The organism is Bacteroides sp. A1C1 (assembly GCF_004328515.1).
Taxonomy (GTDB): Bacteria; Bacteroidota; Bacteroidia; order Bacteroidales; family Bacteroidaceae; genus Bacteroides; species Bacteroides uniformis.
This window is the reverse complement of sequence record NZ_CP036491.1, coordinates 2,381,673-2,408,140: the sequence shown is the minus strand read 5'-3', so window position 1 is coordinate 2,408,140 and position 26,468 is coordinate 2,381,673. Positions and strand designations below refer to the sequence as shown.

At 48.2% G+C, this 26,468-nt stretch carries 19 protein-coding genes and 1 pseudogene; 12 read left to right on the top strand and 8 right to left on the bottom strand.

From position 1 onward, the window contains the following. The 5 genes from lepB (EYA81_RS09670) (at position 1) to uxuA (ending at position 5,280) form a co-directional block, all read left to right on the top strand. Entirely contained in the window at positions 1-1,494 is a 1,494-nt protein-coding gene (gene lepB / locus EYA81_RS09670) for a signal peptidase I (RefSeq protein ID WP_117599848.1), read from the top strand. Continuing rightward, a complete protein-coding gene (lepB, locus tag EYA81_RS09665; protein ID WP_117599849.1) occupies positions 1,491-2,426 on the top strand; it encodes a signal peptidase I in 936 nt (311 codons plus the stop codon). Before lepB (EYA81_RS09670) ends, lepB (EYA81_RS09665) begins: the two co-directional genes overlap by 4 nt. Positions 2,427-2,515: 89 nt before the next feature. Continuing rightward, positions 2,516-3,151: a WbqC family protein gene (locus EYA81_RS09660; RefSeq protein ID WP_117599850.1), complete on the top strand. Its 636-nt coding sequence runs from the start codon at positions 2,516-2,518 to the stop codon at positions 3,149-3,151. Between the two features lie 109 nt (positions 3,152-3,260). Beyond that, entirely contained in the window at positions 3,261-4,073 is an 813-nt protein-coding gene (locus EYA81_RS09655; RefSeq protein WP_117599851.1) for an SDR family oxidoreductase, read from the top strand. 34 nt (positions 4,074-4,107) lie between these two features. Then, positions 4,108-5,280 carry a mannonate dehydratase gene (uxuA, locus tag EYA81_RS09650; RefSeq protein ID WP_117964302.1) on the top strand — a complete coding sequence of 391 codons (1,173 nt, stop codon included), beginning with the start codon at positions 4,108-4,110 and terminating at the stop codon, positions 5,278-5,280. Between the two features lie 134 nt (positions 5,281-5,414). Here uxuA and EYA81_RS09645 read toward each other — a convergent pair whose 3' ends face one another. The 4 genes from EYA81_RS09645 to EYA81_RS09630 form a co-directional block, all read right to left on the bottom strand. Further along, a complete protein-coding gene (locus EYA81_RS09645) occupies positions 5,415-6,101 on the bottom strand; it encodes an MIP family channel protein (protein ID WP_117599853.1) in 687 nt (228 codons plus the stop codon). 280 nt (positions 6,102-6,381) lie between these two features. Beyond that, a complete protein-coding gene (locus EYA81_RS09640; RefSeq protein ID WP_131225687.1) occupies positions 6,382-8,607 on the bottom strand; it encodes a glycoside hydrolase family 3 C-terminal domain-containing protein in 2,226 nt (741 codons plus the stop codon). A 366-nt stretch (positions 8,608-8,973) separates the two neighbouring features. Next, positions 8,974-10,224 (bottom strand): glycoside hydrolase family 5 protein, encoded by a 1,251-nt coding sequence (locus EYA81_RS09635; RefSeq protein WP_131225686.1) that lies wholly within the window; start codon positions 10,222-10,224, stop codon positions 8,974-8,976. A gap of 205 nt (positions 10,225-10,429) precedes the next feature. Next, entirely contained in the window at positions 10,430-12,073 is a 1,644-nt protein-coding gene (locus EYA81_RS09630) for a DUF6377 domain-containing protein (protein ID WP_131225685.1), read from the bottom strand. 55 nt (positions 12,074-12,128) lie between these two features. On the opposite strand from EYA81_RS09630, the gene EYA81_RS09625 reads away from it, so the two are divergent. The 3 genes and pseudogenes from EYA81_RS09625 to EYA81_RS19925 all read left to right on the top strand — a co-directional run. Continuing rightward, a complete protein-coding gene (locus tag EYA81_RS09625) occupies positions 12,129-13,313 on the top strand; it encodes a DUF5009 domain-containing protein (protein ID WP_117964305.1) in 1,185 nt (394 codons plus the stop codon). Beyond that, on the top strand, positions 13,313-13,894 hold the full coding sequence (locus EYA81_RS09620) for an epoxyqueuosine reductase QueH (RefSeq protein WP_117599858.1): 582 nt from the start codon (positions 13,313-13,315) through the stop codon (positions 13,892-13,894). The genes EYA81_RS09625 and EYA81_RS09620 overlap by 1 nt, the downstream gene beginning before the upstream one ends. A 202-nt stretch (positions 13,895-14,096) precedes the next feature. Next, positions 14,097-14,314: pseudogene (locus EYA81_RS19925) on the top strand (alkaline phosphatase); the annotation flags it as partial. 9 nt (positions 14,315-14,323) lie between these two features. Here the strand turns inward: EYA81_RS19925 and EYA81_RS09610 are convergent. Continuing rightward, positions 14,324-15,571: a pitrilysin family protein gene (locus EYA81_RS09610; protein WP_131225684.1), complete on the bottom strand. Its 1,248-nt coding sequence runs from the start codon at positions 15,569-15,571 to the stop codon at positions 14,324-14,326. Positions 15,572-15,746: 175 nt separating this feature from the next. Between EYA81_RS09610 and EYA81_RS09605 the strand changes: the two genes are divergently transcribed. The 4 genes from EYA81_RS09605 (at position 15,747) to EYA81_RS09590 (ending at position 20,522) form a co-directional block, all read left to right on the top strand. Continuing rightward, a complete protein-coding gene (locus EYA81_RS09605; protein WP_117599860.1) occupies positions 15,747-16,352 on the top strand; it encodes an SIS domain-containing protein in 606 nt (201 codons plus the stop codon). After that, positions 16,340-17,260 (top strand): carbohydrate kinase, encoded by a 921-nt coding sequence (locus tag EYA81_RS09600; protein WP_131225683.1) that lies wholly within the window; start codon positions 16,340-16,342, stop codon positions 17,258-17,260. Before EYA81_RS09605 ends, EYA81_RS09600 begins: the two co-directional genes overlap by 13 nt. A gap of 103 nt (positions 17,261-17,363) precedes the next feature. After that, positions 17,364-18,428 (top strand): tyrosine-protein phosphatase, encoded by a 1,065-nt coding sequence (locus tag EYA81_RS09595; protein WP_117599862.1) that lies wholly within the window; start codon positions 17,364-17,366, stop codon positions 18,426-18,428. 138 nt (positions 18,429-18,566) lie between these two features. Next, positions 18,567-20,522, top strand: a complete 1,956-nt coding sequence (locus tag EYA81_RS09590; protein WP_117599863.1) for a DEAD/DEAH box helicase — start codon at positions 18,567-18,569, stop codon at positions 20,520-20,522. 419 nt (positions 20,523-20,941) lie between these two features. On the opposite strand, the gene EYA81_RS09585 is transcribed toward EYA81_RS09590, so the two are convergent. The 3 genes from EYA81_RS09585 to EYA81_RS09575 all read right to left on the bottom strand — a co-directional run bounded on the left by EYA81_RS09585 (position 20,942) and on the right by EYA81_RS09575 (position 26,440). Continuing rightward, positions 20,942-21,601, bottom strand: coding sequence for a hypothetical protein (locus tag EYA81_RS09585; protein ID WP_117599864.1), 660 nt, complete (start codon positions 21,599-21,601; stop codon positions 20,942-20,944). A 35-nt stretch (positions 21,602-21,636) separates the two neighbouring features. Further along, entirely contained in the window at positions 21,637-22,485 is an 849-nt protein-coding gene (locus tag EYA81_RS09580; protein ID WP_117599865.1) for a helix-turn-helix transcriptional regulator, read from the bottom strand. 370 nt (positions 22,486-22,855) lie between these two features. After that, positions 22,856-26,440, bottom strand: a complete 3,585-nt coding sequence (locus EYA81_RS09575; RefSeq protein WP_131225682.1) for a hypothetical protein — start codon at positions 26,438-26,440, stop codon at positions 22,856-22,858. Positions 26,441-26,468: the final 28 nt, after the last annotated feature.

The window sequence follows — 26,468 nt, the reverse complement described above, 5'->3', positions numbered from 1 at the left end:
ATGAGAAAAGCAACACGCACCCAATGGATTAAATTCAGTATAGTCACCCTGCTCTACCTTGCCTTTCTGGTTTGGGTAAAAAGCTGGCTGGGGCTGATTGTACTACCTTTCATTTTTGACATCTACATCAGTAAGAAGATACCCTGGGGGTTCTGGAAGAAATCGGAGAATCCTGCCGTACGCAGCATCATGAGTTGGGTGGATGCCATCGTATTTGCGCTGGTAGCCGTCTACTTCGTAAATATCTATGTGTTCCAGAATTATCAGATACCGTCTTCCTCATTGGAGAAATCCTTGTTGGTAGGCGATTTCCTTTACGTCAGCAAGATGAGTTATGGCCCGCGCGTACCGAATACGCCGCTTTCCATGCCGCTGGCACAACATACACTGCCGGTATTCAACACCAAATCGTACATCGAATGGCCCCAATGGAAATATAAACGTGTACCGGGCTTCGGCAAAGTGAAACTGAACGACATTGTGGTGTTCAACTTCCCGGCAGGCGACACGGTAGCCACCAACTTCCAGCAGACAGATTTCTATACCCTTGCTTACGAAGAAGGAAAACGCGTGTATCCCAACAAAGTGAATATGGACAGTCTGACACGCAAACAGCAACGTACCGTCTATGATTTGTACTACAATGCCGGACGTAACCTCATCCGTTCCAATCCGAGAATGTACGGTGACATTGTCATACGTCCCGTCGACCGTCGTGAAAACTATGTAAAACGTTGCGTAGGCCTACCCGGCGATACATTGCAAATCAAGAAGGGACAAGTATACATCGACGGCAAAGCTATCGAGAACCCTACAGAAATGCAGTTCAACTACTTTGTACAAACAACGGGGCCCTATATCACCGATGATATGTTCCGTGAACTGGGCATCAGCAAAGAGGACCAGACACTGATGACTGACGGTCTGGGCTGGGAAGAGAATCTGATTGAAATGGGATTGGACCGCCGGGATGCCCAAGGCAGGCTGGCACCGGTCTATCATCTTCCGCTCACTAAAAAGATGTACGAGACCCTTTCGGGCAACAAGAAACTCATCAGTAGTATTATCATCGAACCGGGAGAATTCTCGGGACAGATGTATCCGCTGAACCTTTACACCCAATGGGACCGCAACAACTACGGCCCAATCTGGATTCCTGCCAAAGGCGCCACCATCAAGCTGACCGAGGATAACCTGCCCATCTACGAACGCTGCATCGTTGCCTATGAAGGCAACAAACTGGAAGTCAAGGAAGACGGCATCTACATCAACGGTGAAAAGACCGACTCCTATACTTTCAATATGGACTACTACTGGATGATGGGCGACAACCGCGACAAGTCCGCCGACTCCCGATACTGGGGTTTTGTGCCGGAAGACCATGTCGTAGGAAAGCCTATCGTAGTATGGTTGTCACTGGACAAAGACCGCAGCTGGTTTGATGGCAAGATACGCTGGAACCGGATATTCAAGTGGGTGGACAACATTAAATGAAAAAAGGGTGGAAGATAGCAATTACAATCGTTGGAGTGGCACTCGTCGTAGTGCTGCTTCGGGGTTGTGTGGCAACTTCCTATCTTATCCCTTCTTCCGGTATGGAGAACTCACTGTATCAGGGTGAACGTATTCTTGTAAACAAGTGGAGCTACGGTCTACGACTTCCTTTTATGAAGTTATGGGGATATCATCGCTGGGCGGACAGTCCGGTGCAGAAAGAGGATATTCTTGTATTCAACAATCCTGCCAATCTTTCAGAACCCGTGATCGACCGACGGGAAGTCTTTATCAGCCGTTGCATCGGTACTCCCGGAGATACCTTACTGATAGATTCGCTTTTTTCAGTGATTCCTTCCGAAAAGAATGCACCCGACCAGAAGTTTCTTTATTCTTACCCCAGGCAACGGGAACGACAGTTGGATTCATTGCTTTCCATCCTTTCCATCGCTCCCAACCAACTATTGGGACAGGACTCAATAAAGAATATACGTAGTTTCAGCCGCTATGAACACTACTTGCTGGAACAAGCCATGAACGGGAATTGCTGGATAGAACCGATTGTCAAGGAAGACTCCATGGAGATGTTGAAACCTCTGATAATCCCCGGCAAAGGCAAAACCGTACGCGTATATCCGTGGAACAAGACTTTGCTGCGGAATACCCTGGTACTTCACGAAAAGAAACAGGCCGAAATCAAGAACGACACCCTTTATGTGGAAGGCAAGCCCGTGCAGCACTGCCATTTTACCAAAGACTACTACTGGGTAGGTGCCAACAATGCCATCAATCTTTCGGACTCCCGCCTTTTCGGTTTCGTCCCCGAAGACCACATCATAGGCAAGGCGTCTGTCATCTGGTTCTCCAAAGAAAAGGGAACAGGACCTTTCAGCGGTTACCGATGGGGTAGGATATGGAAAAAAGTGGAATGACAAACAAATGAAAGAATAAAAATGAAAATACAAACAATGAACAGTAACTTCAATCGTAAATCGCAAATCATCTAATCGTAAATATACTGATGAAAACAGTTTTTCTTTCTTCCGCCTATTTGGCTCCCATAGAATATTATACCAAACTACTGGCATACGATAAAGTATTCATCGAACAGCATGACCACTATATGAAGCAGACTTACCGGAACCGTTGTACCATTGCTGCACCGGACGGTGAACTGGCCCTTTCCATCCCCACCGTCAAACCGAGCACCCTGAAATGCCCGATGCGCGATATACGTATTTCAGACCACGGTAACTGGAGGCATCTGCACTGGAATGCCATAGAATCTGCCTATAACCACACTCCCTTCTTCGAATACTACAAGGATGACTTCCGTCCCTTCTATGAACAGAAATATGAATTTTTAGCCGATTTCAACGAAGAACTTTGCCACCTCGTCTGTTCCTTGATAGACTTGCAACCGGATATGACACGTACTACCGGATACCGGACTGAGTTTGCTCCGCATGAGACAGATTTCCGCGAACGCATTCATCCGAAAAAGGATTTTGCCCTGGAAGATACAGAATTCTCACCACAACCTTATTATCAGGTGTTTCAAGAGAGACTCGGGTTTCTGCCCAACTTGAGCATCATAGACCTGCTGTTCAATATGGGACCGGAGAGTTTATTGATATTACAGAAGTCCATCACCTAAACAATAAGCACATATTTTCTGTACGATTGTAAATGCAGTGCAACAGATTATTCCGTATTTTTGCAATGTTAATCAAATAAAACACAACGTAATTTTAAATGAATGAATCATGAAAAACTTATTTGACATCAAAGACAAAGTAGTGGTTATAACCGGTGGAACGGGAGTATTGGGGAAAGCCATCGCCTTTCATCTGGCAGAAGAAGGTGCAAAGGTTGTTGTTTTAGGACGCAAGGCAGAAACAGGGGACGCCATTGCCAGAGAAATCAAGGCAAACGGTGGAGAAGCCATGTTCCTGACAACCGACGTGACGAACCGTGAACTGCTGGAACAGAACCTGGCTGATATTCTGAAAACCTATGGACGCATAGATGCCCTGCTGAATGCAGCCGGTGGAAATATGCCGGGTGCCACCATCGCGCCTACGGGTACATTCTTCGATTTGAAGATAGAAGAATTCCAACGGGTGCTGGAATTAAACCTGACCGGTACCGTACTGCCTACACAAGTCTTCCTCAAACCAATGGTGGAGCAGAAGGCAGGCGCTATTGTCAACTTCTCCAGCATGGCTGCTTTCCGCCCCATGACGCGCGTAGCCGGATATGCTGCCGCAAAAGCCGGTATCTCCAATTTCACAGCTTTCATGGCTACAGAAGTTGCCAAAAAGTTTGGCGAAGGTATTCGTGTAAATGCCATCGCACCCGGATTTTTCCTCACAGAGCAGAACCGTGCCCTGCTGACGAACCCGGATGGAAGCTACACGGAACGTGGGCAAGATGTGATCCGCCAAACTCCCTTCGGACGTATGGGCCGTGCAGAAGAGCTTTGCGGAACCATCCAATACCTCATCAGCGATGCTTCCAGCTTTGTCACCGGTACGGTGGCTGTAGTGGACGGAGGGTTCAACGCATTCGCGATGTAAATAGTAAATTGCAAATCATCAAACAATAAATAACATGATTCTTTGTGAACAAACCTGGCGCTGGTACGGTCCCAACGACCCGGTAAGCCTTTGGGACATCAAACAAGCCGGGGCTACCGGCATTGTAAACGCCTTGCATCATATTCCAAACGGGGAAATATGGACAGTAGAGGAAATCAAGAAACGGAAAGAAATGATTGAAGCCGTCAGTCTGCGCTGGTCTGTAGTAGAAAGTGTACCCGTACACGAACATATCAAGACCCAAACCGGAGACTTCCAGAAGTATATCGACAACTATAAAGAGAGCTTGCGTAACCTGGGCAAATGCGGCATTCACATTGTCACCTACAACTTTATGCCCGTACTGGACTGGACACGTACCGACCTCGCCTACGAACTACCCGACGGCAGTCGTGCCCTCCGCTTTGAACGTGCCGCCTTCATCGCCTTCGACCTCTTCCTGCTACATCGCCCCGGTGCAGAAGCCGAATACACTGACGAGGAAAAGACCAAGGCCCGTACCCGCTTCGAACAGATGACGGAGGCAGACAAACAACTGCTTGTACGCAACATGATTGCCGGACTTCCCGGTTCAGAAGAAAGCTTCACCTTGGAACAGTTCCAGCAGGAACTGGACCGCTACAAAGGCATCACTCCGGAACGCCTGCGTGCCAACCTGATCTATTTCCTGCAAGAAATCACTCCGGTAGCCGACGAAGCAGGTGTCATGCTCGTTATCCATCCAGACGACCCACCGTGCTCCATCCTCGGCCTGCCACGCATCATGAGCTGTGCTGCCGATTTCCAGGCACTGATTGACGCTGTTCCCAACAAGAGCAACGGCCTTTGCCTCTGCACCGGCTCACTCGGTGTAAGCAGTGCCAACGACTGTGCAGCCATCATGCAGCAGTTTGCCGACCGCATCAACTTCGTCCACCTGCGCAGTACGCAACGCGACGCCGAAGGCAACTTCTACGAAGCCAACCACCTGGAAGGAGACGTGGACATGTATCACGTGATGAAAGCCTTCCTTGAACTGCAGCAACATCGTGGCGTCTCCATCCCAATGCGCCCTGACCATGGGCACCAGATGGTGGACGACTTGAAGAAGAAAACCAATCCCGGCTATTCCTGTATCGGCCGCCTGCGTGGACTGGCAGAACTTCGTGGACTGGAAATGGGTATAGCCAAATCGCTGTACGAATAAGGCACAAGAAATAGCAAGCATAAGGAAAGAACAGGAAGCCCTCCGTCCGAAACTTCAAAGTTTCGGACGGAGGGCTTCCCTTTATAAGTTTTCTGCCATCAGCCGCCTCTTCTTAAGGCACTGTCTGCCGGCATTTATTTACCTTCTTTTGCAGCAAGCACTTTCCATACAACGGCACTCAGCGCAGCACCCACAAACGGAGCTACAATGAACAGCCACAACTGAGAGAGAGCCTCGCCACCCTGGAACAGTGCCGGACCGATGCTACGGGCAGGATTGACAGAAGTTCCCGTAACAGGAATACAAACAATGTGCACTAATACCAACGTAAGACCAATGGCCAATCCTGCAAGATTACCCGCCCCCTTCTCGGAATCCGTAGAACCTAAGACAACCAGCACAAAGATAAACGTGAACACAGCCTCTGCAATGAATGCCTGCAACATCATTCCGTCAGCAAACCCATTGGAACCGGTAGCCGTAGGACCGCCATGAGCGCCCGTAGACACCAATGCATAAAGAATGGCAGAACCGATAACCGCCCCGATAACCTGAAACACCATATACATGGCTGCATCTTTCCCGCTCATCCTGCCGGACAACAGAACGCCCAGGGTAACGGCAGGATTAATATGACAGCCCGAGATTCCTCCGATAGCGTATGCCATCGCCACAACGGACAAGCCGAAAGCAAAAGCCACTCCCAGCGTTCCGACACCTGCACTAACCGCCCCCGCCGCACTTCCGGCAAAGACAGCACTACCACATCCCATCAGGACAAGAACCATTGTCCCGATCATTTCTGCTAAATACTTCTTCATGATAGTTTTATTAAACATTGATTTCTGCAAAAATAAATATAAAAGATGAAAATCTGCCTAAACACGGCGGTAAAAACTCACCCATTACTACAAAACATCACTGCTTTGACTCTAACATCCAGCATATCTGCATCTTCTTTAGCCAACCCGAAGAAACTCAGAAATATAAGAAAACATATTGGCTTGTAAAGAGTACAAAGAAAGGGTGCAACCTCACGGCCACACCCTCCATCTACACTATCTTTGATAATAACCTAAAAGGAAACTTTATTTCCCTACATCATTTCAATTCAAAAGGAACTGTTCCCTTCACATCGGCTGCCGAAGCTGCTATGACAGCCTCGAACTTACCCGGCTCGGCCACCCAAGCGTGCTGGGTGTCATCGAAGAAGCTAAGAGCCTCCTTATCAATGGTAAATGTGACTTCCTTTGTTTCGCCCGGAGCCAGTTTCACCTTTTGGAAACCTTTCAGTTCCTTGACGGGACGAGGCAGAGAGGACTTCTTGTCACTGATGTACAGTTGGACAACTTCCTGCCCTTCGCGCGCTCCGGTATTCTTTACAGAAACCTTCACGGTCAGCGTACCGTCGGCCTGCATGGTCTTGCTGTCGGCTGTGGGCTTGCCATACTCGAAAGTGGTATAGCTCAAACCGTGGCCGAAGGGGAACAACGGTTTCACCTTCTTCTGCTTATCGGCCCAACGGTAACCTACAAAAATACTTTCATTGTATTTGATGTCGATGATGTCCTTGCTCCGCTTGCCGGTATATTCACCCAGGCTGTGGGCCGGGCAATCCTCCAACTTCACGGGGAAGGTAAACGGAAGCTTGCCACTGGGATTCACATCCCCCATAAGGATAGCGGCGAGAGCACTGCCGGCTTCGGAACCCAGATACCAGTCCTGAACGATAGCAGGCACTTCGTTCACCCACGGCATGGCAATGGCATTGCCGGAAATGTTGACAACAATCAGATTCTTGTTTGTCTTTGCCAGTGCAGAGATAACAGCATCTTGTCCGTAAGACAAACCCAGACCTTCACGGTCTGAATCCTCACAGTCCTGGCCGTTGCTTTTGTTCAAACCGCCGATGAAGATTACATAATCGGCATCCTGGGCTTCTTTCACGGCTTCGGCTATCAGTTCTTCGGGAGTGCGGTCATCCTTCAGGTTCTGTCCAGTCACCACACCATTATACTCACCGCTTGCATCGCCCACGTAGCCACGAGCATACACCACTTCAGCCTTGCCAGCCACACGCTGCTTGATACCGTCCAATGGAGAAAGCTCACGCTGCACCTTCAGCGAAGAACTGCCACCACCTACAGTCATCATCTTGATAGCATTTTCGCCCACTACCAGAATCTTTTTAGTCTGGTCCAAATCTATCGGGAGCACATTGCCTTTGTTCTGCAACAGTACGATGCCCTCCTCGCCGATGCGGCGGGCAGCCTCGTAATGCTCCGGAGAAAGCATACTTCCCCACGGACGGTCGGGATTCATCACCGTACGGAAGATAAGGCGCAGAATGCGGCGTACCTTGTCGTCCAGCTCCTTAGTACCGACCTTACCTTCGCGTATGAGGTTCAGGTAGGGATTCGCCAGATAATAATTGTCGTATGCATTGCTGGCACCATTTGAAAGTCCGTTAGTCCAACTGCCGAATTCCATATCCAGCCCATTGGTAATGGCTTGCCGAGTATCGTGCGTTCCTCCCCAGTCGGAAATGACTACGCCGTCGAATCCCCATTCGCCCTTCAATATATCGTTTAATGTGTATTGGTTGTGGCAAAGATGTTGGCCTTTGTAAAGGTTGTAGGCACCCATGATGCTCCACGCTCCACCTTCCTGCACAGCCATCTTGAAGGCAGGCAGATAGATTTCATAAAGGGCGCGGTCGTCCACGATGACATTGGTGGTGTGACGGTTCACTTCGTGGTTGTTCAAGGCAAAGTGTTTCACGCAGGCAGCCACACCATTCTGCTGCACGCCCCGGATATAGGGCACTACCATCTTTCCGGCCAGATAAGGGTCCTCACCCATATACTCAAAGTTACGTCCGTTGAGCGGTGTACGGTAGATATTGACACCAGGGCCCAGCAAGACCGATTTGTTGCGGTAGCGCGCCTCTTCACCGATAGTCTGTCCGTAAAGGAGAGACATTTCGGGGTTCCAGGTTGCTGCCAGACAAGTCAAGGCAGGGAAAGCCACACAGGAGTCATTGGTGCATCCGGCTTGTTCCCACTCGTCCCACAACACATCGGGACGTATACCGTGAGGGCCGTCATCCGTCCATACATCGGGAATGCCCAGACGGGGTACACCCGCACTGCTGAACTTGCTTTGCGCATGAGTCAACTTCACTTTCTCTTCCAGGGTCAGACGGCTCAAAGCGTCTTCCACTCTTTCTTCAATAGGTTTGCTTGCGTCCAGATAGACGGGCTTCTGCTGGGCTGAAAGAGGCAGCGCGACAGCAGCCAGAACCAAACCGAATAATACTTTTTTCATTGTTGTACAATTTAAGTTGTTATATAATTTAAGTAAGTACTCATAATCAGTCCGTACTATTGACAATCCCCAGCAGACAAGGGAATATGACTTATCCCTACACACATAGGAACTGAAATCCTTACAGCCGTATAGTGAATATCTATAACATCCGGATGTTGTTGTCCAAAACATCCCCATGTTTTACCCCAAAACACCCGGATGTTTTATCCCAATACATCCCCATGTTTTGCCCTAAAACATCCGGATGTTTTGGGTTCTCAGTCCTATAGTGTGTACAGCTCAGTCCCTACCTCTTTCATGCTAAGTCCCGGCATCTCATCCTCTGGGACTTGATACGTACTGTTTGCAGCGAGGCAATACCCGCTACTTCATTCCCAATGACCGGATATAACCCTCCTGAACCACACAATTCTTCAGTTTGCATGCCTCGATAAAGTCCATCATCGCCTTGCGGGACATGGCCTGCGCGGGACGTGCCTCACGGATTTCCTTGTACGTGGCACGCGGTGCTTCGGAGAAATACACGATGTTTGCCCAGTTCTCCGGCGGAGTGATGCCGACGAAAGAAGAACCGTCCATCTTCTTGTAGGGCCAGAAGGTATAGCCGATGTTGTTCTCGCGCATCGTCTGGCAGAAAGCGGCCTGCCATTCGTCCGTATTGTGGCCTATCTCACCCATGTACATGGGCAGGTTCACACTGTCGCGGAAGTTGATAATCGTCTGGATGGCAGCTTGGGTAGGTTCGCCTCCGTAACGGTGGCAGGTGTACATTATCTTGTCGTCGAACTTGGAGTCCTTGAAAGGCTTGAAATTACCGTTCCATTGCGCACCGCCCAGCAGGATGATGTGGTTGCTGTCCACCTCGCGGATGGCGGCTACACCTTTCTTGTATACATCTTCCAGCTTGCCGTTGAGTTCCTCCATGTTCTCGAAGTAAGGGGCAATGGGCTCGTTGAAGAGTTCGTAACCGAGGATGACCGGTTCGTTCTTGTAGCGGTCGGCTATCCGGCGCCAGATGTCACAGTAGAGTTGCTGGCTGACTTCGCTGTCGAACAGCCAGGGATAGCCGTAGCTGTCGTCGATGTTGTCGCCCGTCTGTCCGCCGGGGGCGTCGTGCATGTCGAGGATGAGGTACAAGTCCGATTCGCGGCACCACTCTACCAGGCTGTCCACGCGGGCAAAGCCGTCTTGGTCGGCAGTCAGCCCCATATAGTCCTCGTCCGTAAACAGTTTGTAATGGAAAGGCAGGCGGATGGTGTTGGCACCCTGCTCCTTGATGAAGCGGATGTCCTCGCGCGTTACATAATTGTCCTTGAATACTTTCCAGAAGTCGGCCGTAAAGTCCGGTCCCACCAACTGGCAGAACATCTCGTTGATGAAACGGCCGGAATTGGTCTTGTTGAACTTGAACATGTATCCTTCCGGATTCAGCCAGTTGCCCAGGTTGGTACCCATGATGAAGAGTTTGGTACCGTCGGGCTTTATCAAGTCCTGACCCTGAATGGTTACGAATGCATCCGAAGTTACTTCTTTTGTCGCTTGTTTCTCACCGCATCCCGCAAGGCCCAAAGACAGCAAGGCGATGAAAATGTTTGTCGCTAATAAATGTTTCATGGCAATAATTTTGGTTATAGTATCAGTTGCGATATTCGCTTTTGCTTCCCCAAAGTTAGGAAAGATAAGAACACCTCGTACCGGCGAATCGGGAATAGGTGGAAGGAGTGAAGAAGCATGAACAAACAAACAACTAATAATCAGAAATATAAGCAAAAGAAGAGAAAGGCAGAAAGTGGATTCAAAAAGCCGGTTTGACGTATTGTCAGCGTATCTGCATCAGCCGTATTTCAAAGTCCTCGCGCGAAATGCGGGCCTTGTTCTTCACTTTGGCACGGTAATTATAGATGGTGTTTACGGAATAACGGAGGAATTCTGCAATCTGCGAACTGTCGTCGATGCCCAGACGAATCAAGGCGAAAATGCGGAGTTCCGTATTCAGCAACTCGCCTTTACGGAGCACGATGCGTTCTTCGGGCTGCAGCAAGTCATTGAATTTATCGACAAAATCGGGGAAAAGGTGCAAGAAGGCAGTATCAAAGTTATCATAGAGTTCCTTCAGTCCGGTGTCCAGCACCTCGCGGGAACGCACCATCTTCAGCAGCTCTTCCATCTGCCCGGCAGAGATTTTCTTGTTGACCATCCGCCGGTAGGTATCCAGCCGGTTGATATAAACGGAGCAGAGATTCATGAAACGGCCCACATACTCCTCCTTGATGTTGTTTGAGAGTTGCAGTTGCTCGTTGGCATGCTCCAGCTTGTTCCGTGCGGCAGAGAGTCGCTGCATCTGCCGGTAGATAAAGCCCACTGCCACCACCAACAGCACAATCAAAGCGCTGATGAGCCAGAGGTACAGCCGGAGCCGGTCATTCTGCTTCTCACGCATGGCCTGATAAGTGAGGTCTATCAGTGAAAGGATGCCGGCAGTCTGGAGGCTGCGGCTACGGGCGTTGTATCGGTTGGTTTCGTCCCACGAGAAACGGATGTAACGGTAGGCATGCTCCACATCCCCTTCCTCATAAAGAAGTTCCGCCAGGTTCCAGAGTGAGGCATGGTCTGTGATGCTCAGGCGAATATCGGTCAGTGCCGACAAAGCCAGATAGCGCTTCTCCTCCTCCCGGTTCCCGAGCCGTCGGTAGAGCAATGAGCGCTGATAGGTCACCAGCGCATATTCGGGAGTATTGGGCTTGGCATGTGCCAGACGCGTATCATTGATGCTCAAGGCTTCGTCCGGATGGCCTGCAGCGGCCTCCCGCGCCTCTCTTCGTTCCAGGTAGAGGGAGGATGAAGGCAGAAGTACCTGCATCAAAGAATCGTCATAATGGGTAGCCAAAGCCTGATAATGCTTCTTGAAAGAATCGTCCAGCGTATAGAAACTCAGTTCTGTGTAAAGTTTATGACAGGCATTGTAATAGTCCGGCAGCAGATGGGAGGGAAGGGAAGCTTTGTCCGTCTGCCTCAAGAGTTCGGCAGCCTCCTCGTACATACCTGCCGAAGCCATCAGGTGGGCAAGCTCCAGCCTTGTTTCGAGTACCGCATCCTGCCGGCCATAACGCTCTGCCCAATCCAGATTGACACGAAGATAATGGATGGCCGAATCGCAGATATATGTCTTATACTCCTTATAGATTTCCCCATTCCATCGAAAAAAAGAGATATTGGCGGTATCGGTATCCAGCACTTGGCGCTTCAGCCGGGCAATGCGTCCTTCACGCACGGCGACATAGTGCCGGTGCGCCTCGATAGCCTCATCCAAAGAGGACGTCAGCGCAGTAAAAGAGGGCGTGCCGGCAGCAAAAACCACACTTTGCCATACCACGACGGCAAGAAAACAAAAAGTGAACAATCTCCTTTCCATGACCATAAAGTTCATGCAAATATAGCAAGAAATCCTGCAAAGCAGTAGCATCGGAAAAAATAGTTTCCTATATTTGCGTTCTAAACCCCCAAACAAATTATCTATCATGAAAAGCTTAACACCCCAACGGATTGCCGCGGTAGACGTATTCCGCGCACTCACCATGTTCTTCATGCTCTTTGTCAACGACATTCCCGGACTGAAAAACGTCCCCCACTGGCTGATGCATGCTAGGATGGACGAAGACATGATGGGATTCTCCGACACCATCTTCCCCGCTTTCCTTTTCTGTATGGGCATGTCCGTATCCTTTGCCATACAAAACCGGTACAAAAAGGGAGACAACACCCTGCAAGTCGTGGCCCATATCTTCTGGCGGACAGTGGCGCTGATTGCCATGGGACTGTTTTCACTGAACAGCGGAGGCATCGAAGGCGGTCTATCGCACCAATGGTTTTCCATCCTGATGGTCATCGGTTTCTTCCTCACCTGGGGGGTATATCCCAAAGCGGAAGGAACGAAAAAGACCCTTTTCACCGCAATGAAAACAGCAGGCGTGCTGCTGCTCGCCTTCCTCGTCATCTACAAGGACATGAACGGGAAACCGTTCCAGATAAGCTGGTGGGGCATCCTCGGACTTATCGGCTGGACGTATGCGGTATGTGCAGGCATCTATCTGTTCACCCGGGAAAGCCTGCGGAAGAATGCCATTGCCTGGTTCGTGGTCGTATTGCTTGCCGTAGTCAGCCATTCAGACTTGATACCTGGAGAGTACGGCAGCCGGATTATCCTGCTTCCCTTTATCCCGAGTGACTGGACGCTGCATGCCTTCGGTATGTCCGGCGTATTGACCTCCCTGCTCATGCAGCGTTATGCCGACCGGGAACGGCCGGGACGATTCATCGGCATGCTTTGTGCCCTCGGCGTAGGAATGCTTGTCCTTGCCCTCGTCTCACACCCGTTCTGGATTATATCCAAAATACAAGCCACGCCGACATGGTTGTTCTACTGCCTAGCCATGTTCTTCCCGCTGTTCGGTTTCTTCTACTGGCTGACGGACGTGAAAGGCAAGACCAACTGGTTCGATATCATCAAACCTGCAGGTACGGCAACGCTGACCTGCTATATTATCCCTTACATCTGGTATGCTGTCCAGCAACTGCTGCATCTGCACTATCCCGAGGCATTGGGAAGCGGTGTACCGGGACTGCTCAAGTCCCTCGTGTTCTCGCTTGTCATTGTGGGGCTGACCGGCCTGCTGGTGAAAGGCAAGATTAAACTGAAAGTATAATGTTGAAAGTTCAGACACCCAACGGTGACAACAAGGTGCTGCTGCATTCGTGCTGCGCACCTTGTTCTTCCGCCATCATCGAGTGCATGCTGGCCAACGGCATACGCCCGACCGTATTCTACTGCAATCCCAACATCTATCCGCAGGCAGAATATGAGACAAGGAAAAACGAGGCTATCCGTTTCGTAACCTCCAAAAACATCGATTTCATCGATGCAGACTATGATTATGCACACTGGTTACATACCATGCAGGGCCTGGAGCATGAACCGGAACGCGGCAGCCGCTGCCTGAAGTGCTTCACTCTGCGCCTGACAGAAACAGCCCGCTACGCTTCCGAGCATGGTTTCTCCGTATTCACTACCACCCTTGCCTCTTCGCGCTGGAAAAGCCTGGAACAAATCAATGAAGCAGGACGCCGTGCCGCCGCACTCTATCCGGGCACCCTCTTCTGGGAACAGAATTGGCGGAAGGGCGGGCTCCAGGAGCGACGCAACCAACTGCTGAAAGAGTATGATTTCTATAACCAGCAGTATTGCGGCTGTGAATTCAGCATGCAACGACTGGAAAAGAATAAATAAAAACTAAAGAAAACATGAAGAAACTGACTTTTACATTACTCATCACTCCGACAGCGGTATACCTCTTTTCTGTTCCCTGCAATGCTAAGTGAAGAGCCAAACACGTAGTTTTCATCGGTCTTGATGGCTGGGGTGCCTACAATGAGGCTCTAAGACTCCCGAACTTCAGTCACGTGTATTGAACCATCATAGCATATTTCCTACCATCTTCATCGTTACTGCCAACCACGGAGGCATTAAAAACGGCCATGGCAACAAGACCATGCAGGAAATGCAGGCTCCGGAAAGAACATTAAGAAAGGAGGCGAATTCCACGAAAGCATGATGCAGTATGACGTTGCCTCCACCATTGTCCACATCCTCGGACTGAAACAGCCACAAGTATGGATAAGACGTCCTATGTTGCAGGTTTTCAAATAAAAAAAGCGATCAGCGATAAATGAGCGTCGAAAGATAGTCCTCGGCAAACATCTCGTTTGCCACCTCCAACAGAGCTTCCGAAGTGAGCTGTTCAATGCGATGGAACACGGCTTCGGAAGTTTCGCATTTATTATAATGCAGGAAAGTCTTGCCCATGCCCAACGCATTGTTCTCATTATTATCCGAAGCTACACCGATTTGTCCGATAAGTTGCTTCTTGGCAGCCGCAAGCTGCGAGGAAGTCATCCGGACATCACGCAAGCGTTTCAATTCCTTATATACCAGGCGGGTGCAGTAGTCCAAATCTGCAGGGTCGCAACCGAAGTAGATGCAGAAAGTTCCCGTATCGGTATAGGAAGTCAAGTTGGATTCTACGTTATAGACCAGCCCACGACGTTCACGGAGAGAAACGTTCAATCGGCTGTTCATGCCCGGGCCACCCAAAACATTGTTCAGCAGGTAAAGTGCGGTGCGCTTGTCATCGTATGCATTATATCCCCGGCTGCCAATCATGACATGTGCCTGGTGAGTATCCTTATGCACTACAAGATGCTCGGGTACATAGAGGGGCGGTGGCGTACGGCGGTTGTCCACTGCCATGGCAGGTATATCCGCGAGGAGTTTTTCCGCCCAGCGCACCACCTGCCTAAAGTCCAGATTGCCCAGAACAAAAAAGACCATATTGCCGGGATGGTAGAAGCGAGAAGTGAATGCAGCGGCATCCTCACTGCGAAACAGCTTCAGTTGCCCGGGATTGCCCAGAATGTTGCGTCCCAGGGGATGCCCTCTGAATATCAAGTCTTCGAAATCATCGAAGATGAGCTCGGAAGGGTTGTCTTCGTAGGATTGTATCTCGTCGATAATCACCTCCGTCTCCTTCTCGATTTCGCGTTGCGGGAAAGTGGAGTGGAATACAATATCCGTTAACAATTCGAAGGCACGGCCGAAATGCTCGGTCAGGAAAGCAGAGTAAATCACCGTCTCTTCCTTGTTGGTGTAGGCGTTAAGGTCTCCGCCCACATTCTCCATACGGTTCAGGATATGCCATGCCTTACGCTTGGCGGTACCTTTAAATATAAGGTGCTCCACAAAATGCGCCATACCTTGCTCGTTTTCAAGCTCATCGCGCGTACCCGCATCTACAGCAAAACCACAATAAGCCACCTTGGAGACTGAAGGTTCATGAATGATGCGCAAGCCGTTGGACAAGATATGTTGGTTGAAAGCCGACGGTAAATTCTCTTTTAACTTCTTCATTCTGACGTTTCAAACTATTTGAGGCGACAAAAATACAATAAAACTTATTGCCGTTTATAGAAAATTGCAGATATTTGCATATTGCTATAATGTGCTAATATGCCAATGACCATGCGGCATCACAGCGCAGCCAATTAGCACATTAGCATATTAGCACATTAAATACATTAAGAGTATGATTGCATCCATTCAAGAGCTTTTGCAGAAAGAGGCACAAGCCGTACTGAACATTCCAGTGACGGACGCTTATGAAAGAGCTGTAGAACTCATCGTAGAACAAGTGCACCGCAAAAAAGGGAAACTGGTAACTTCGGGTATGGGCAAGGCCGGACAAATAGCCATGAACATCGCTACTACCTTCTGCTCCACCGGTATTCCGTCCGTTTTCCTGCACCCCAGCGAAGCACAGCACGGTGACCTCGGCATCCTTCAGGGGAATGATCTGTTGCTACTCATCTCCAATTCGGGCAAAACTCGTGAAATCGTGGAGCTGACACAGTTGGCACATAACCTAAGTCCGGAACTGAAGTTTATCGTCATCACCGGAAACCCTGATAGCCCCCTGGCACACGAATCCGATGTATGCCTCAGCACCGGGAACCCCCAAGAAGTATGCGTATTGGGCATGACGCCCACGACTTCAACCACTGCCATGACCGTCATCGGTGACATTTTGGTTGTACAGACCATGAAAGAAACTGGATTCACCATTGAAGACTACTCCAAGCGCCATCACGGCGGTTACCTCGGAGAAAAATCAAGATCGCTATGCGTAAAGTAATAGGTATCGGAGAAACCATACTAGACATCATATTCCGTGGCGAACAGCCCACAGCAGCTGTCCCAGGCGGTTCAGTATTCAACGGCATCGTCTCGCTGGGACGTATCGGCGTTCCCATTTGCTTTATCAGTGAAACAGGCAATGACCACGTGGGCAATATCATACTCAACTTCATGCGCGAGAACAATATCCCCACAGACCATGTTAATGTCTTCCCTGACGGGAAATCCCCCGTATCACTCGCTTTCCTTAACGACCGGAGTGATGCGGAATACATCTTCTATAAAGATTACCCCAAACAACGATTAGATATAGAGTATCCACAAATTCAAGAGGACGACATCGTTATAATAGGGTCTTATTATGCCTTAAACCCCGTATTGCGCGACAAAGTATTAGAACTGCTGGAACGCGCACACGACATGCATGCCATTATCTATTACGACCCCAATTTTCGTTCGTCCCATAAAGAGGAGGCCATCAAGCTGGCTCCCACCATCATCGAAAATCTAGAATACGCCAACATTGTACGCGGCTCGCAAGAGGATTTCTTCTATATGTGGGGCCTGCAGGAGGCTGACAAGATATACAAAGACAAAGTAAAGTTCTACTGCCGTAACTTCCTCTGTACTGCCGGCGCAGAGCAGGTATCATTGCGCACCGACACGATTTCCAAGGAATATTCCATTCCTCCGTTAGAAGCGGTCAGTACCATCGGCGCAGGAGATAATTTCAACGCAGGCATCATCTTCGGGCTGCTGAAACATAATGTACGCTACAAGGACCTCGATACCATGGACGAAGCTACTTGGGACCAAGTTATCCAATGCGGCATTGAGTTTGCCGCTGAGGTATGCAAAAGTTTCAACAACTCCGTTTCAAAGGAATTTGTAGAGAAGCACAGATAATTTTAAAGTTCAAAAAAGAAATATAAAAGCCTGACATTGACGTTACCCTCTGTGGATAAATTACATATATTTGTGATTAACGACATCAGAGAGGTTACGAATTATGTATAGGAATTTATTGAACTTGCTTGTTTTGGCAGTGCTGCTCCCTTCTTGTAGCGGCACTGCCCCTCACATTTCCGTTGTATGCGAAGAAAACAATGTGGGCAACTGCATTGTGAAATGGGAAATGGCCCCTCTTATCAAAGGGAATGTTAAAGTATATGCCTCGACTAACCCGGAGGACATCCCCGAAGACGTTCCTATTGCCATTGCCAACATCTCCGATCTGAAGATGACCGTCATCACTACCGACCCTACACAGCGATACTACTACATGCTTGTATTCGGTGACAAATACCGGGTAAAGATTGCCACCCGCAACATCAATATCCCCGGCATACAGAACTTCCGCGACTTGGGAGGCTATACGTCCTATCCTACCCAAAAGAAAGTACATTGGGGCATGCTATATCGCTCTGCCGAAATAGACAAATTGGAACCGTGCTCGCGCAAGGAGCTCAAGAATATAGGAATAAGGACTATCATCGACCTGCGCTCATTCGATGAAGCACACAGACAAAGCCCCTTGCAGCAAGAATTCAAAGTGGTGCACATCCCTATTCCTACTGGTGATATGGAGCATATTCTGAAAGGTGTGCAGGAGCGGACAATCAAGAGTGATACCGTCCACCGGATAGTGGAGCGAATGAACCGCGAGCTCATCAGCAACTATACTAAAGAATACCGTCAGATTTTCGATATCCTACTGGATAAGAACAATTATCCCCTCATAATCCATTGCTCTTCAGGCAAAGGGCGCACAGGCATTGTATCGGCGCTTGTGCTTGCCTCCCTTGGAGTGGGCGAAGACATCATCATGGAAGACTACCGCCTCAGCAACGACTACTTCAACATCCCGGCTGCCTCTCGGTACGCTTACCAGCTTCCGGCACGTTCGCAAGAGGCTATCACCACCATATTCTCAGCACGCGCAGATTTCCTAAATGCCGCCATCGAAGAAATGGAACGAAGGTATGGAGATACCGACACCTACCTGCAAAGAGGCATCGGCCTGACGAAAGAAGAAAGAAAGAGACTACAAGACATTCTTTTAGTAGATAATTGACAATGCATAATGGATAATCAGTAGTCAATAAAAAACGATTTTATCATGTAATTACATAATTATCAACCATCAATTATCAAATATCCATTGAAAAGCACTATCTTTGCGTCCGAAATATAAAGATATACAAAAGATTTAATGAAGACATTTGAAGAGCTCGGTGTGTCGCCGGAGATACGCCGCGCCATCGAAGAAATGGGTTACGAGCAGCCCATGCCGGTACAAGAGGAAGTAATTCCATACCTTTTAGGAGAAAACAATGATGTAGTAGCACTGGCACAAACTGGAACAGGAAAAACCGCAGCGTTCGGTCTGCCGCTCATACAGAAGATTAACGTCAACAACCGAATTCCCCAATCACTTATTCTCTGCCCTACCCGTGAACTTTGTTTGCAGATAGCCGGCGATTTGAACGATTACTCCAAATACATTGATGGCTTACGGGTATTGCCCGTATATGGCGGTTCGTCCATTGAAAGCCAGATACGTGCCCTGAAACGGGGTGTACACATCATCGTAGCCACACCAGGACGACTGCTGGATCTGATGGAACGCAAAACCGTGTCCCTCGCCACCATACAGAACGTGGTTATGGACGAAGCGGACGAAATGCTGAACATGGGATTCACGGACAGCATCAACGCTATTCTTGCCGACGTTCCGCAAGAGCGCAATACCTTGCTGTTCTCCGCTACCATGAGCCCGGAAATCGCACGCATTTCCAAGAAGTACCTGCGCGATGCCAAAGAAATCACCATCGGGCGCAAAAATGAAAGCACCAGCAACGTGAAACACGTAGTCTTCTGTGTACATGCCAAAGACAAGTATGCTGCCCTGAAGCGTATTGTGGACTACTATCCGCAGATATACGGCATCATCTTCTGCCGTACCCGCAAAGAAACGCAGGAAATAGCTGACAAGTTGATGCAGGAAGGCTATAATGCCGACTCGCTGCACGGCGAACTGAGTCAAGCGCAGCGTGACGCCGTGATGCAGAAGTTCCGCATCCGCAACCTACAACTGCTGGTTGCCACGGACGTTGCCGCACGCGGCCTCGATGTGGACGACCTAACCCACGTCATCAACTACGGATTGCCCGATGACACCGAAAGTTATACCCACCGCAGCGGCCGTACGGGACGTGCTGGAAAAACCGGGACTTCCATCGCCATTATCAACCTGCGCGAGAAAGGCAAGATGCGCGAGATTGAGCGCATCATCGGCAAGAAATTCATTGCAGGCGAAATGCCTACCGGCAAACAGATATGCGAAAAACAACTGCTCAAAGTGATAGACGACCTTGAAAAAGTGAAAGTAAACGAGGAGGAAATCGCTGACTTTATGACTGATATCTACCGCAAGCTGGACTGGCTAAGTAAGGAAGATTTGATTAAGCGGATGGTTTCGCATGAATTCAACCGTTTTCTAGACTACTACCGCGACCGTGAAGAGATAGAGACAGCAACCGGCAGTGAACGCGGAACAAGAAACGGTGAGCGGAGTGAACACCGAAGCAGTGGCAATCATCAAGCCGAACCGGGCTACAAACGCCTATTCATAAATCTGGGCAAAATGGACAACTTTTTTCCCAGTGAGCTTATCAGCCTGCTGAACAAAAACACCCGTGGACGCATTGAGCTAGGACGCATCGACTTGATGCAGAAATTCTCTTTCTTCGAAGTAGAGGAAAAAGAAGCCAACAATGTAATGAAAGCCTTGAACCGTACCAACTGGAACGGTCGCAAAGTATCTGTAGAGATTGCCGGAGACGAAGGTAAGAATGTCCCGAAAGGCAGACGCACGGGTACAGCCGGAAGCTATGGAAAAAAAGATTCCGACGGCAAGAAGCGCAGCAACAAGGAAGACGGCAAACGGAACGATGCTGCCAGCAGACGTAGAGACAGAGCCGAAAACCCTGCAAACGACAAGAAGAAAGGCAAGCCCAGCCGCGAGGAACGCGGTTATACCAAAGCCCGTGGCAAAAAAGACGATTGGAAACAGTTCTTTCAAGGCAGCAATGACTTCAAGAACCCAGAACCTGACTTCAGTGAAGAAGGCTGGGCAAAACGGACACCGAAAAAGACAATGAGATAGAGGTTGTTATACTTAATTTGCATAAAAGATGAGGAGCGCAGTACATAGCCAATAAAAATTTCATCAATGATAGTATTGCGCGTGTTGTATAAACATTAGGCTGGAACTGCGGAGTAATACGTTACGTGTAGATGGTGGCCGTTACTCCCGGTTACCGTTTACTCAATATGAACCTTATCAATGTAGTTGTCAATGCGAACAAAAAACTCTTTAACAAACTTGATCAAACCCGTGGCGAATGTGTAAGAATCGAAAATCTGGACGTTGAAGAAGATACCCTTCAACCAACAGCAACGAGGTACACACAAAGGAATCATTCTTCTTTGAATAATTAGCTACCGTCTGTTCCAATTCTGATAAACGGTGATTGATAGAATATCCATTCTTTTCAAGCATGAATATCTTATTTCCCATATATCCTACACAAAAAGATAGGGAAATAGAGTGCAAGTCTCCTTATCTTCCAAAATACCTTTCTCTTTTAAAATTTTATACAACTGTCCTACGGATTTGGTTCCCATACCAGGAAGTCTGCACAGCGCATCAAACCCATTATATTTTATAAACCGTAAAAGATCCTCAAGTTGGCAGATATTGTATTTTCTAAGTGCACGTAAAGTCCTGAAATTTATATCCAGATTTCCTAAAGGTGTAGCCAGCAGGTGCACATATTCCGATGGAACATCCTGTTCCCTTACAACTATCACTACATTCTTTAAATTCTGTCCAGCATCCTCTTGGGAATGTGCCAGCAAAGCCTCATAATTCCGGCATCTGATATATAAACGGTCCAATTCCTTTTTCCATTCAGAATAGGGCTTCCATTCCAAGCGAACCTGCCTACCCGCTTTCTTATACATATATGCCAGATTTCTGGGAGAAATATTTGTTCTCCTGGAGACAGCCGATACGTCTCCCCCGATAGAAAGGGAGTAAAAAATATCTCGAATCCGAGCATCCTTTATCACTTCTGCCATTTCCTTAACAATCTCCTTGTAGACAGATATACAGATCTTCGGTAATTCCACATAAGAAAGATCTGTTTGCCCAACGGACAGATCTGCATTCGAATATTCCATAATTCCTCCGTTATAATGCAATTATAAAAATCTGTTTATTCTTTATTTTTTTCTCTCAACTTGGAAGGGGATATCCCGTATATTCTCCGGCAGTATGCCGTAAACTGGGAGGGCGAGCTAAAACCTAACTTATCGGATATTTCCTGAAAGGAAAGTTCCGGATCACTAATCATGTCCAACATCTGTTCTGCCTTTTTCCTCTGCATCCATTTATAGGGACTTTCCCCGAAGCTGGAGTGAAATTTTCTGCTGAAGGAACGCTCGGAAACATAATATAAATCAGCGAATTCCTTGACAGAGTTCACCCTCTTATAGTTCTCCATAACAAATTTCTCAAAATGCCGCCGAATACCAGTCGATGCGGAAAAAAACGCCGATAGTTCTTTCTTTGTATAGAAGCCCTTCAGCACCAAGAGCAGCTCCTGCTGTTTCAGCAAATGCATATGTTTGCAAAGCAGCCTTGCCTCCAGATACGTTCCAACAGAATTCAGTACTTTAACAAGAGGTTTCCTGATGGGAAGAATAAAATTATCAGCCGTTTGCTCCTTACCTCTGACAGACAACGAGCCCAAAAACAATTTGTCGCACACACTCACATTCTTGTCCCAAAATAAAAGCATGCATCTCGAACCGATTATAGACTTCATCCGGGTTCCTATGCTTTGCGGAATAAACACCATCTGGTTTTGTAAAATCCGCAAACCTTTATATTTACCCAAATCAAAAATCACCTCCCCTTCAATCATAAAAAGAGTACATGATGACCTGCTGTTATCAATCCGATATACCTCATTCTCCTCCAGCTGCTGACAAGAAAATCCCACGTCCGAATTCATCTGGTAATTCAGGCAAGATAAATGTTCATTCAGATATAGCAATTTCATGTTTTTTGTTTTTTATTACAACAAAAATTAAAGCACGTCTGTTTTTAACAAAATGGACAATTTATTAATTGAAACAGACAAATTTAACATACAAGATGTATGCTGATTAATCAATCAACCTCTGATTTTGACAATCCCTTAGATATAAAGGTTTACATACAGGTCACTAAAATAGGATTCATCATGATATATATTTGAGTCCCTCCCAATACTATATAAAAGTAATACGAAACAAGACTCTCGCAACTTCCACATCATGAATATGTGGCTTATACAAAAAACACCGGAATGTCTCAAAACAAAAGTATATGAGAAACTTTCTTGTCATTTTTTATGTCCCGTGCAAGTTTTCGTCTGCACGGGATATAACTTATTGGGGTAAATATTTCTCATAATCATCCTTTACATCTGGATCGACGACTGGACGTACGGAATAAGTCATGCAACGCCTGTAAACAGCGCTTGTATTAGAAGTAGGCGCCCAACCGGCAGGACCTCCAGTGGAATTAAGCAGATAACGCCCTGCATGAGTATCGCTTCTGGCTTGTGCCACGGCGAAAATGACTTCATTACCCCCAGACTTGCCATCTGTAAAACTGCCGTCATAAATACTTCCAGGCAGCGGTGTGTTAAGGCCGGAACGACTTGCATAATAATATGCAAACCTCAAAGTTACAGCCTCTTTCTGCGACATAATCCGGAATCCGTAAGGAGAAGGGTCAAATACGGTTTTCCCGCCTACATCCTCCGGATTCCCTGTCTGGGAAGGCTGGTTCCATGGATACAGGAATACCCAGCGGTCTTTGAAATAACTAACAAACCTATGCGGGAAACATTCATACAGCCAGAAACTTTGATGAGAGACGATAGCGTTTGGATGTTCGATGCTCTGTTTCATCGTAAGAGCAGCCCCTCTCGCTTGCTGAGCATCTGTTTTTCCATAATCCACATCATTTCCTCTCTGTTCCCAAAGGAAATCAAATAGCTTGCCACTGCCGTCATAAAAGTTTTTATTGACACGAACATCATGTGCCGGGAACGGGTCTTTCCTGCCCCATTGATATTGCATACCAAATTCCCTATATGCATCTGCACTATACTGTGATTGGACCCTTTCGTATGCTCCCAACAGATGCGACATCAATTGAACCGTTTTCGGACCATCACCTCCCTGACTCGCAACATCCAAGACTGTCGGATACTTGTCAACAATCCAGATATGCCAGGACCAGAGTGTCGGATTCCCCTTGATCTTTCCAGATTTAATTTCTATCAACACATTTCCCGGAGTCTGCCCTGGCTTGACATAAATATATGATCCCGGACCGGAACCTCCCTGTTCGGACAATTCACTGAGTCCCGCTTTTTCTATATCATTATGTCCGCCAGCCTCTTTAATGTCCGTCCACACGATATTGACTCTCCAATCATCATCTGCATCCAACTTATTCAACATGAAATCCTCTTTGCTACCGGGAAGTCCCTGCTTATCACTTAAAACAGCGTCATGATCCAGAAGCTTTTTGTAATACTCATAGGCAGTATTTACCCGGGAAACAGGAATAAAGATCCCTTGCTTTGCTCCCGCTTTAAGCATATATGTATTCGCTTCAGGCTGCACAATTCCGGAAACCAGCTCCAACTCAAATTCTCTTTCCGGAAAAAGACCATCAGGGGAATAAATCTTGAATTTCGCCTTACCGGAGTAAAGACGCGGAGACGCCATATCGTCAACAGCTATGAAAGGCACAGGTTTTCCCGAAAGGGAAGGATCCTTCTCATAGAAAAGCATAAAGTCTTCTATCACATTACCAGCATTGTTGTCAGACAAAGCCGAAACCAACTCAATTTTGTATTCGCTGTTGGCTTTGACATAATATTGTTTCTGTTTGCCATCCATCAGATAGATACTGCTACTAGATACCAGCAATGACTGATGCAGGAATTTGTCAAAGAAGGGGATGGCATTATATTCCTTCTGCAGGAGGCTGAGTTTCCCCGACGCACTTTTGCCGGTTCCCACATGTGTGACGGTCAAAGTATAAGTGGTATTGAAATTATCGAAATACTCCGTATTTCCTGTAATGTCGGGAGCCGTCACCGTGTACTTCCATATTCCCCCGGCAAGTTGACCCGCTTTCTCTATCTTGAACGGATTGGCAGCTTCAGCATGGAAAACGGGTTCCAAATCATGCGGTTCTGTCTTTACATAGAAAGTAACCCTGGCACCTGCCTCTTCTGCCGTAAGCGTCTGCCCGTCTTTCGTTATCACCTTATCTGCCTGCCCATAGCTCTCGCCATACTGATTGACCTCAATAAACTCCAGCGGCCGGCTGCAGGCCTCGTCCGCAAAAATCTGTAAGGTGACATTGATATCCTTAGACTGTTCAAAGCCAAGAAACCATTTCATACGCCCCGCCTTCACATAAGCGGCTTTCAGCGCATCCTGGGCATCTTCCGGCTTTTCCGGCCACATTCGGGATGCATCCACATGTTCTGTGACCGTAAAGGTCACGGTTTTCTCATCGGTCGGTGCGGTCTTATCTGGATCCGAAGGTTTTATAGAATAACCGATCCATGCAGGCAGTCCCTCTATCGTGAACCCCTCCGGCCAAGAAGTCTGCACTTTTGCCGTTAGGCTGCCTCCCTCCCTATAAAAAGTGAAATGGTCAGCGCTGACTCCCAGCATATATTGCCCGTCATACAATACATCAGACATCATGGACTCATTCCATACCACAACATTATACATGATGTTGGCGGCCGGTCCTTTCCTAGCATCCTCTTCCGTATCGAATCCCGGACCACCTACAGCCTTGATATTCACCAGATAACGGTGATTACGCAACAAGGGAAGGTACTCGTATGTCGCATCAGCCTCGGCTCCAGTACGTTTCAGGTAGTCTATCCGGAAGAAAGTTTCCTTGTCAGGACGGCTCTTATCTGCACCGGTCAGTCCGACAACGATATAAGGACGTTTCAAGTAATTTTCCGTATTATTCTCAGGAAGAGTTTCTCCGTTGGCTCCTTGCGTGGCAGCCGTCGGCGCATTGACCGCCTCCGGAACATATACCTCACGTAACAAGATTTTCTCATCCACTATGGAAGATGTTCTATCAATCTTTCCTGTCACAGCCGGAGCCGGATCAGGAATAGAAGGCTGTTTCGCCTTTCTATTGGCCTCATCCCAGTAAATCCCGTTCTCGAACGGGGAGACCCGTCCCGTCGTATTGGTATTATAAAAAAACACTTTAGTCAGCGTTATCCCTTCAATCCCCCCGGCTTTCTCGTCGAATGTAGAGGCCCCTTCCGACATGTTGCTCAAGTTAAGCCCCACGTCCACACGTGCTACGGCACGGACCAGATAGACAGTTCCAAGTTTGGGAACAGCACCGGCACTGTGATCCACCCTGACCGGGTCCGAGACACCCCACATCGGCAACTCCCCGTCTTTCCATACCCCCTTGTCCGGCATGGAGAAAGTGAAAAGTTGCATGACTTCCTCCCGTGTCTTTCCAGCCAGTCCGTCTGCGTCTGTATCAGCTGACCGGGTGACATTGGCCAGCATCACGAATGTACTGGTATCGCCTGAAGGAGTATTTTTCGCCAACAAGGTCATGGTACCCTTGCCTTTCTTGTCAGCCGGATTACCGGAAGGAATATAGGAGGTCACTTTGGCCTCATATGAAAACTTGTTGTCCTTGTCAAACACAAGTACCCTAATCCTCTCCGCTGCCGTGGAATTCTCCCCCTCCGGTGTAAGGGACCGTGTCAGGGGATTTCGAAGACCAAGTCCTTCGACAGACATGCTGACAGACGTCCAGCCGTCCCTGACAGGCATTTCTGTCCCGCCGTTTCCATACTCATCGAAGGGATCACTGCACCCTTGCACGAGAGGGATTCCCATAGATATCGCCAGAAAAGCGACTATCAAAGTGTAATGTTTGATTCTCATATGTATCTATTCTTTAAACTGTTTTTCT

What these genes read in the sequence shown, in the direction of transcription:
- EYA81_RS09655 (WP_117599851.1), top strand. Translation starts at nt 3,261, where the DNA reads ATGAAAAACTTATTTGACATCAAAGACAAAGTAGTGGTTATAACCGGT.
- EYA81_RS09605 (WP_117599860.1), top strand. Translation starts at nt 15,747, where the DNA reads ATGATTGCATCCATTCAAGAGCTTTTGCAGAAAGAGGCACAAGCCGTA.
- EYA81_RS09635 (WP_131225686.1), bottom strand. Translation starts at nt 10,224, where the DNA reads ATGAAACATTTATTAGCGACAAACATTTTCATCGCCTTGCTGTCTTTG.
- EYA81_RS09645 (WP_117599853.1), bottom strand. Translation starts at nt 6,101, where the DNA reads ATGAAGAAGTATTTAGCAGAAATGATCGGGACAATGGTTCTTGTCCTG.
- EYA81_RS09580 (WP_117599865.1), bottom strand. Translation starts at nt 22,485, where the DNA reads ATGAAATTGCTATATCTGAATGAACATTTATCTTGCCTGAATTACCAG.
- EYA81_RS09575 (WP_131225682.1), bottom strand. Translation starts at nt 26,440, where the DNA reads ATGAGAATCAAACATTACACTTTGATAGTCGCTTTTCTGGCGATATCT.
- EYA81_RS09630 (WP_131225685.1), bottom strand. Translation starts at nt 12,073, where the DNA reads ATGCTACTGCTTTGCAGGATTTCTTGCTATATTTGCATGAACTTTATG.
- EYA81_RS09595 (WP_117599862.1), top strand. Translation starts at nt 17,364, where the DNA reads ATGTATAGGAATTTATTGAACTTGCTTGTTTTGGCAGTGCTGCTCCCT.
- EYA81_RS09610 (WP_131225684.1), bottom strand. Translation starts at nt 15,571, where the DNA reads ATGAAGAAGTTAAAAGAGAATTTACCGTCGGCTTTCAACCAACATATC.
- EYA81_RS09625 (WP_117964305.1), top strand. Translation starts at nt 12,129, where the DNA reads ATGAAAAGCTTAACACCCCAACGGATTGCCGCGGTAGACGTATTCCGC.
- lepB (WP_117599848.1), top strand. Translation starts at nt 1, where the DNA reads ATGAGAAAAGCAACACGCACCCAATGGATTAAATTCAGTATAGTCACC.
- EYA81_RS09590 (WP_117599863.1), top strand. Translation starts at nt 18,567, where the DNA reads ATGAAGACATTTGAAGAGCTCGGTGTGTCGCCGGAGATACGCCGCGCC.
- EYA81_RS09585 (WP_117599864.1), bottom strand. Translation starts at nt 21,601, where the DNA reads ATGGAATATTCGAATGCAGATCTGTCCGTTGGGCAAACAGATCTTTCT.
- EYA81_RS09600 (WP_131225683.1), top strand. Translation starts at nt 16,340, where the DNA reads ATGCGTAAAGTAATAGGTATCGGAGAAACCATACTAGACATCATATTC.
- uxuA (WP_117964302.1), top strand. Translation starts at nt 4,108, where the DNA reads ATGATTCTTTGTGAACAAACCTGGCGCTGGTACGGTCCCAACGACCCG.
- EYA81_RS09660 (WP_117599850.1), top strand. Translation starts at nt 2,516, where the DNA reads ATGAAAACAGTTTTTCTTTCTTCCGCCTATTTGGCTCCCATAGAATAT.
- EYA81_RS09620 (WP_117599858.1), top strand. Translation starts at nt 13,313, where the DNA reads ATGTTGAAAGTTCAGACACCCAACGGTGACAACAAGGTGCTGCTGCAT.
- EYA81_RS09640 (WP_131225687.1), bottom strand. Translation starts at nt 8,607, where the DNA reads ATGAAAAAAGTATTATTCGGTTTGGTTCTGGCTGCTGTCGCGCTGCCT.
- lepB (WP_117599849.1), top strand. Translation starts at nt 1,491, where the DNA reads ATGAAAAAAGGGTGGAAGATAGCAATTACAATCGTTGGAGTGGCACTC.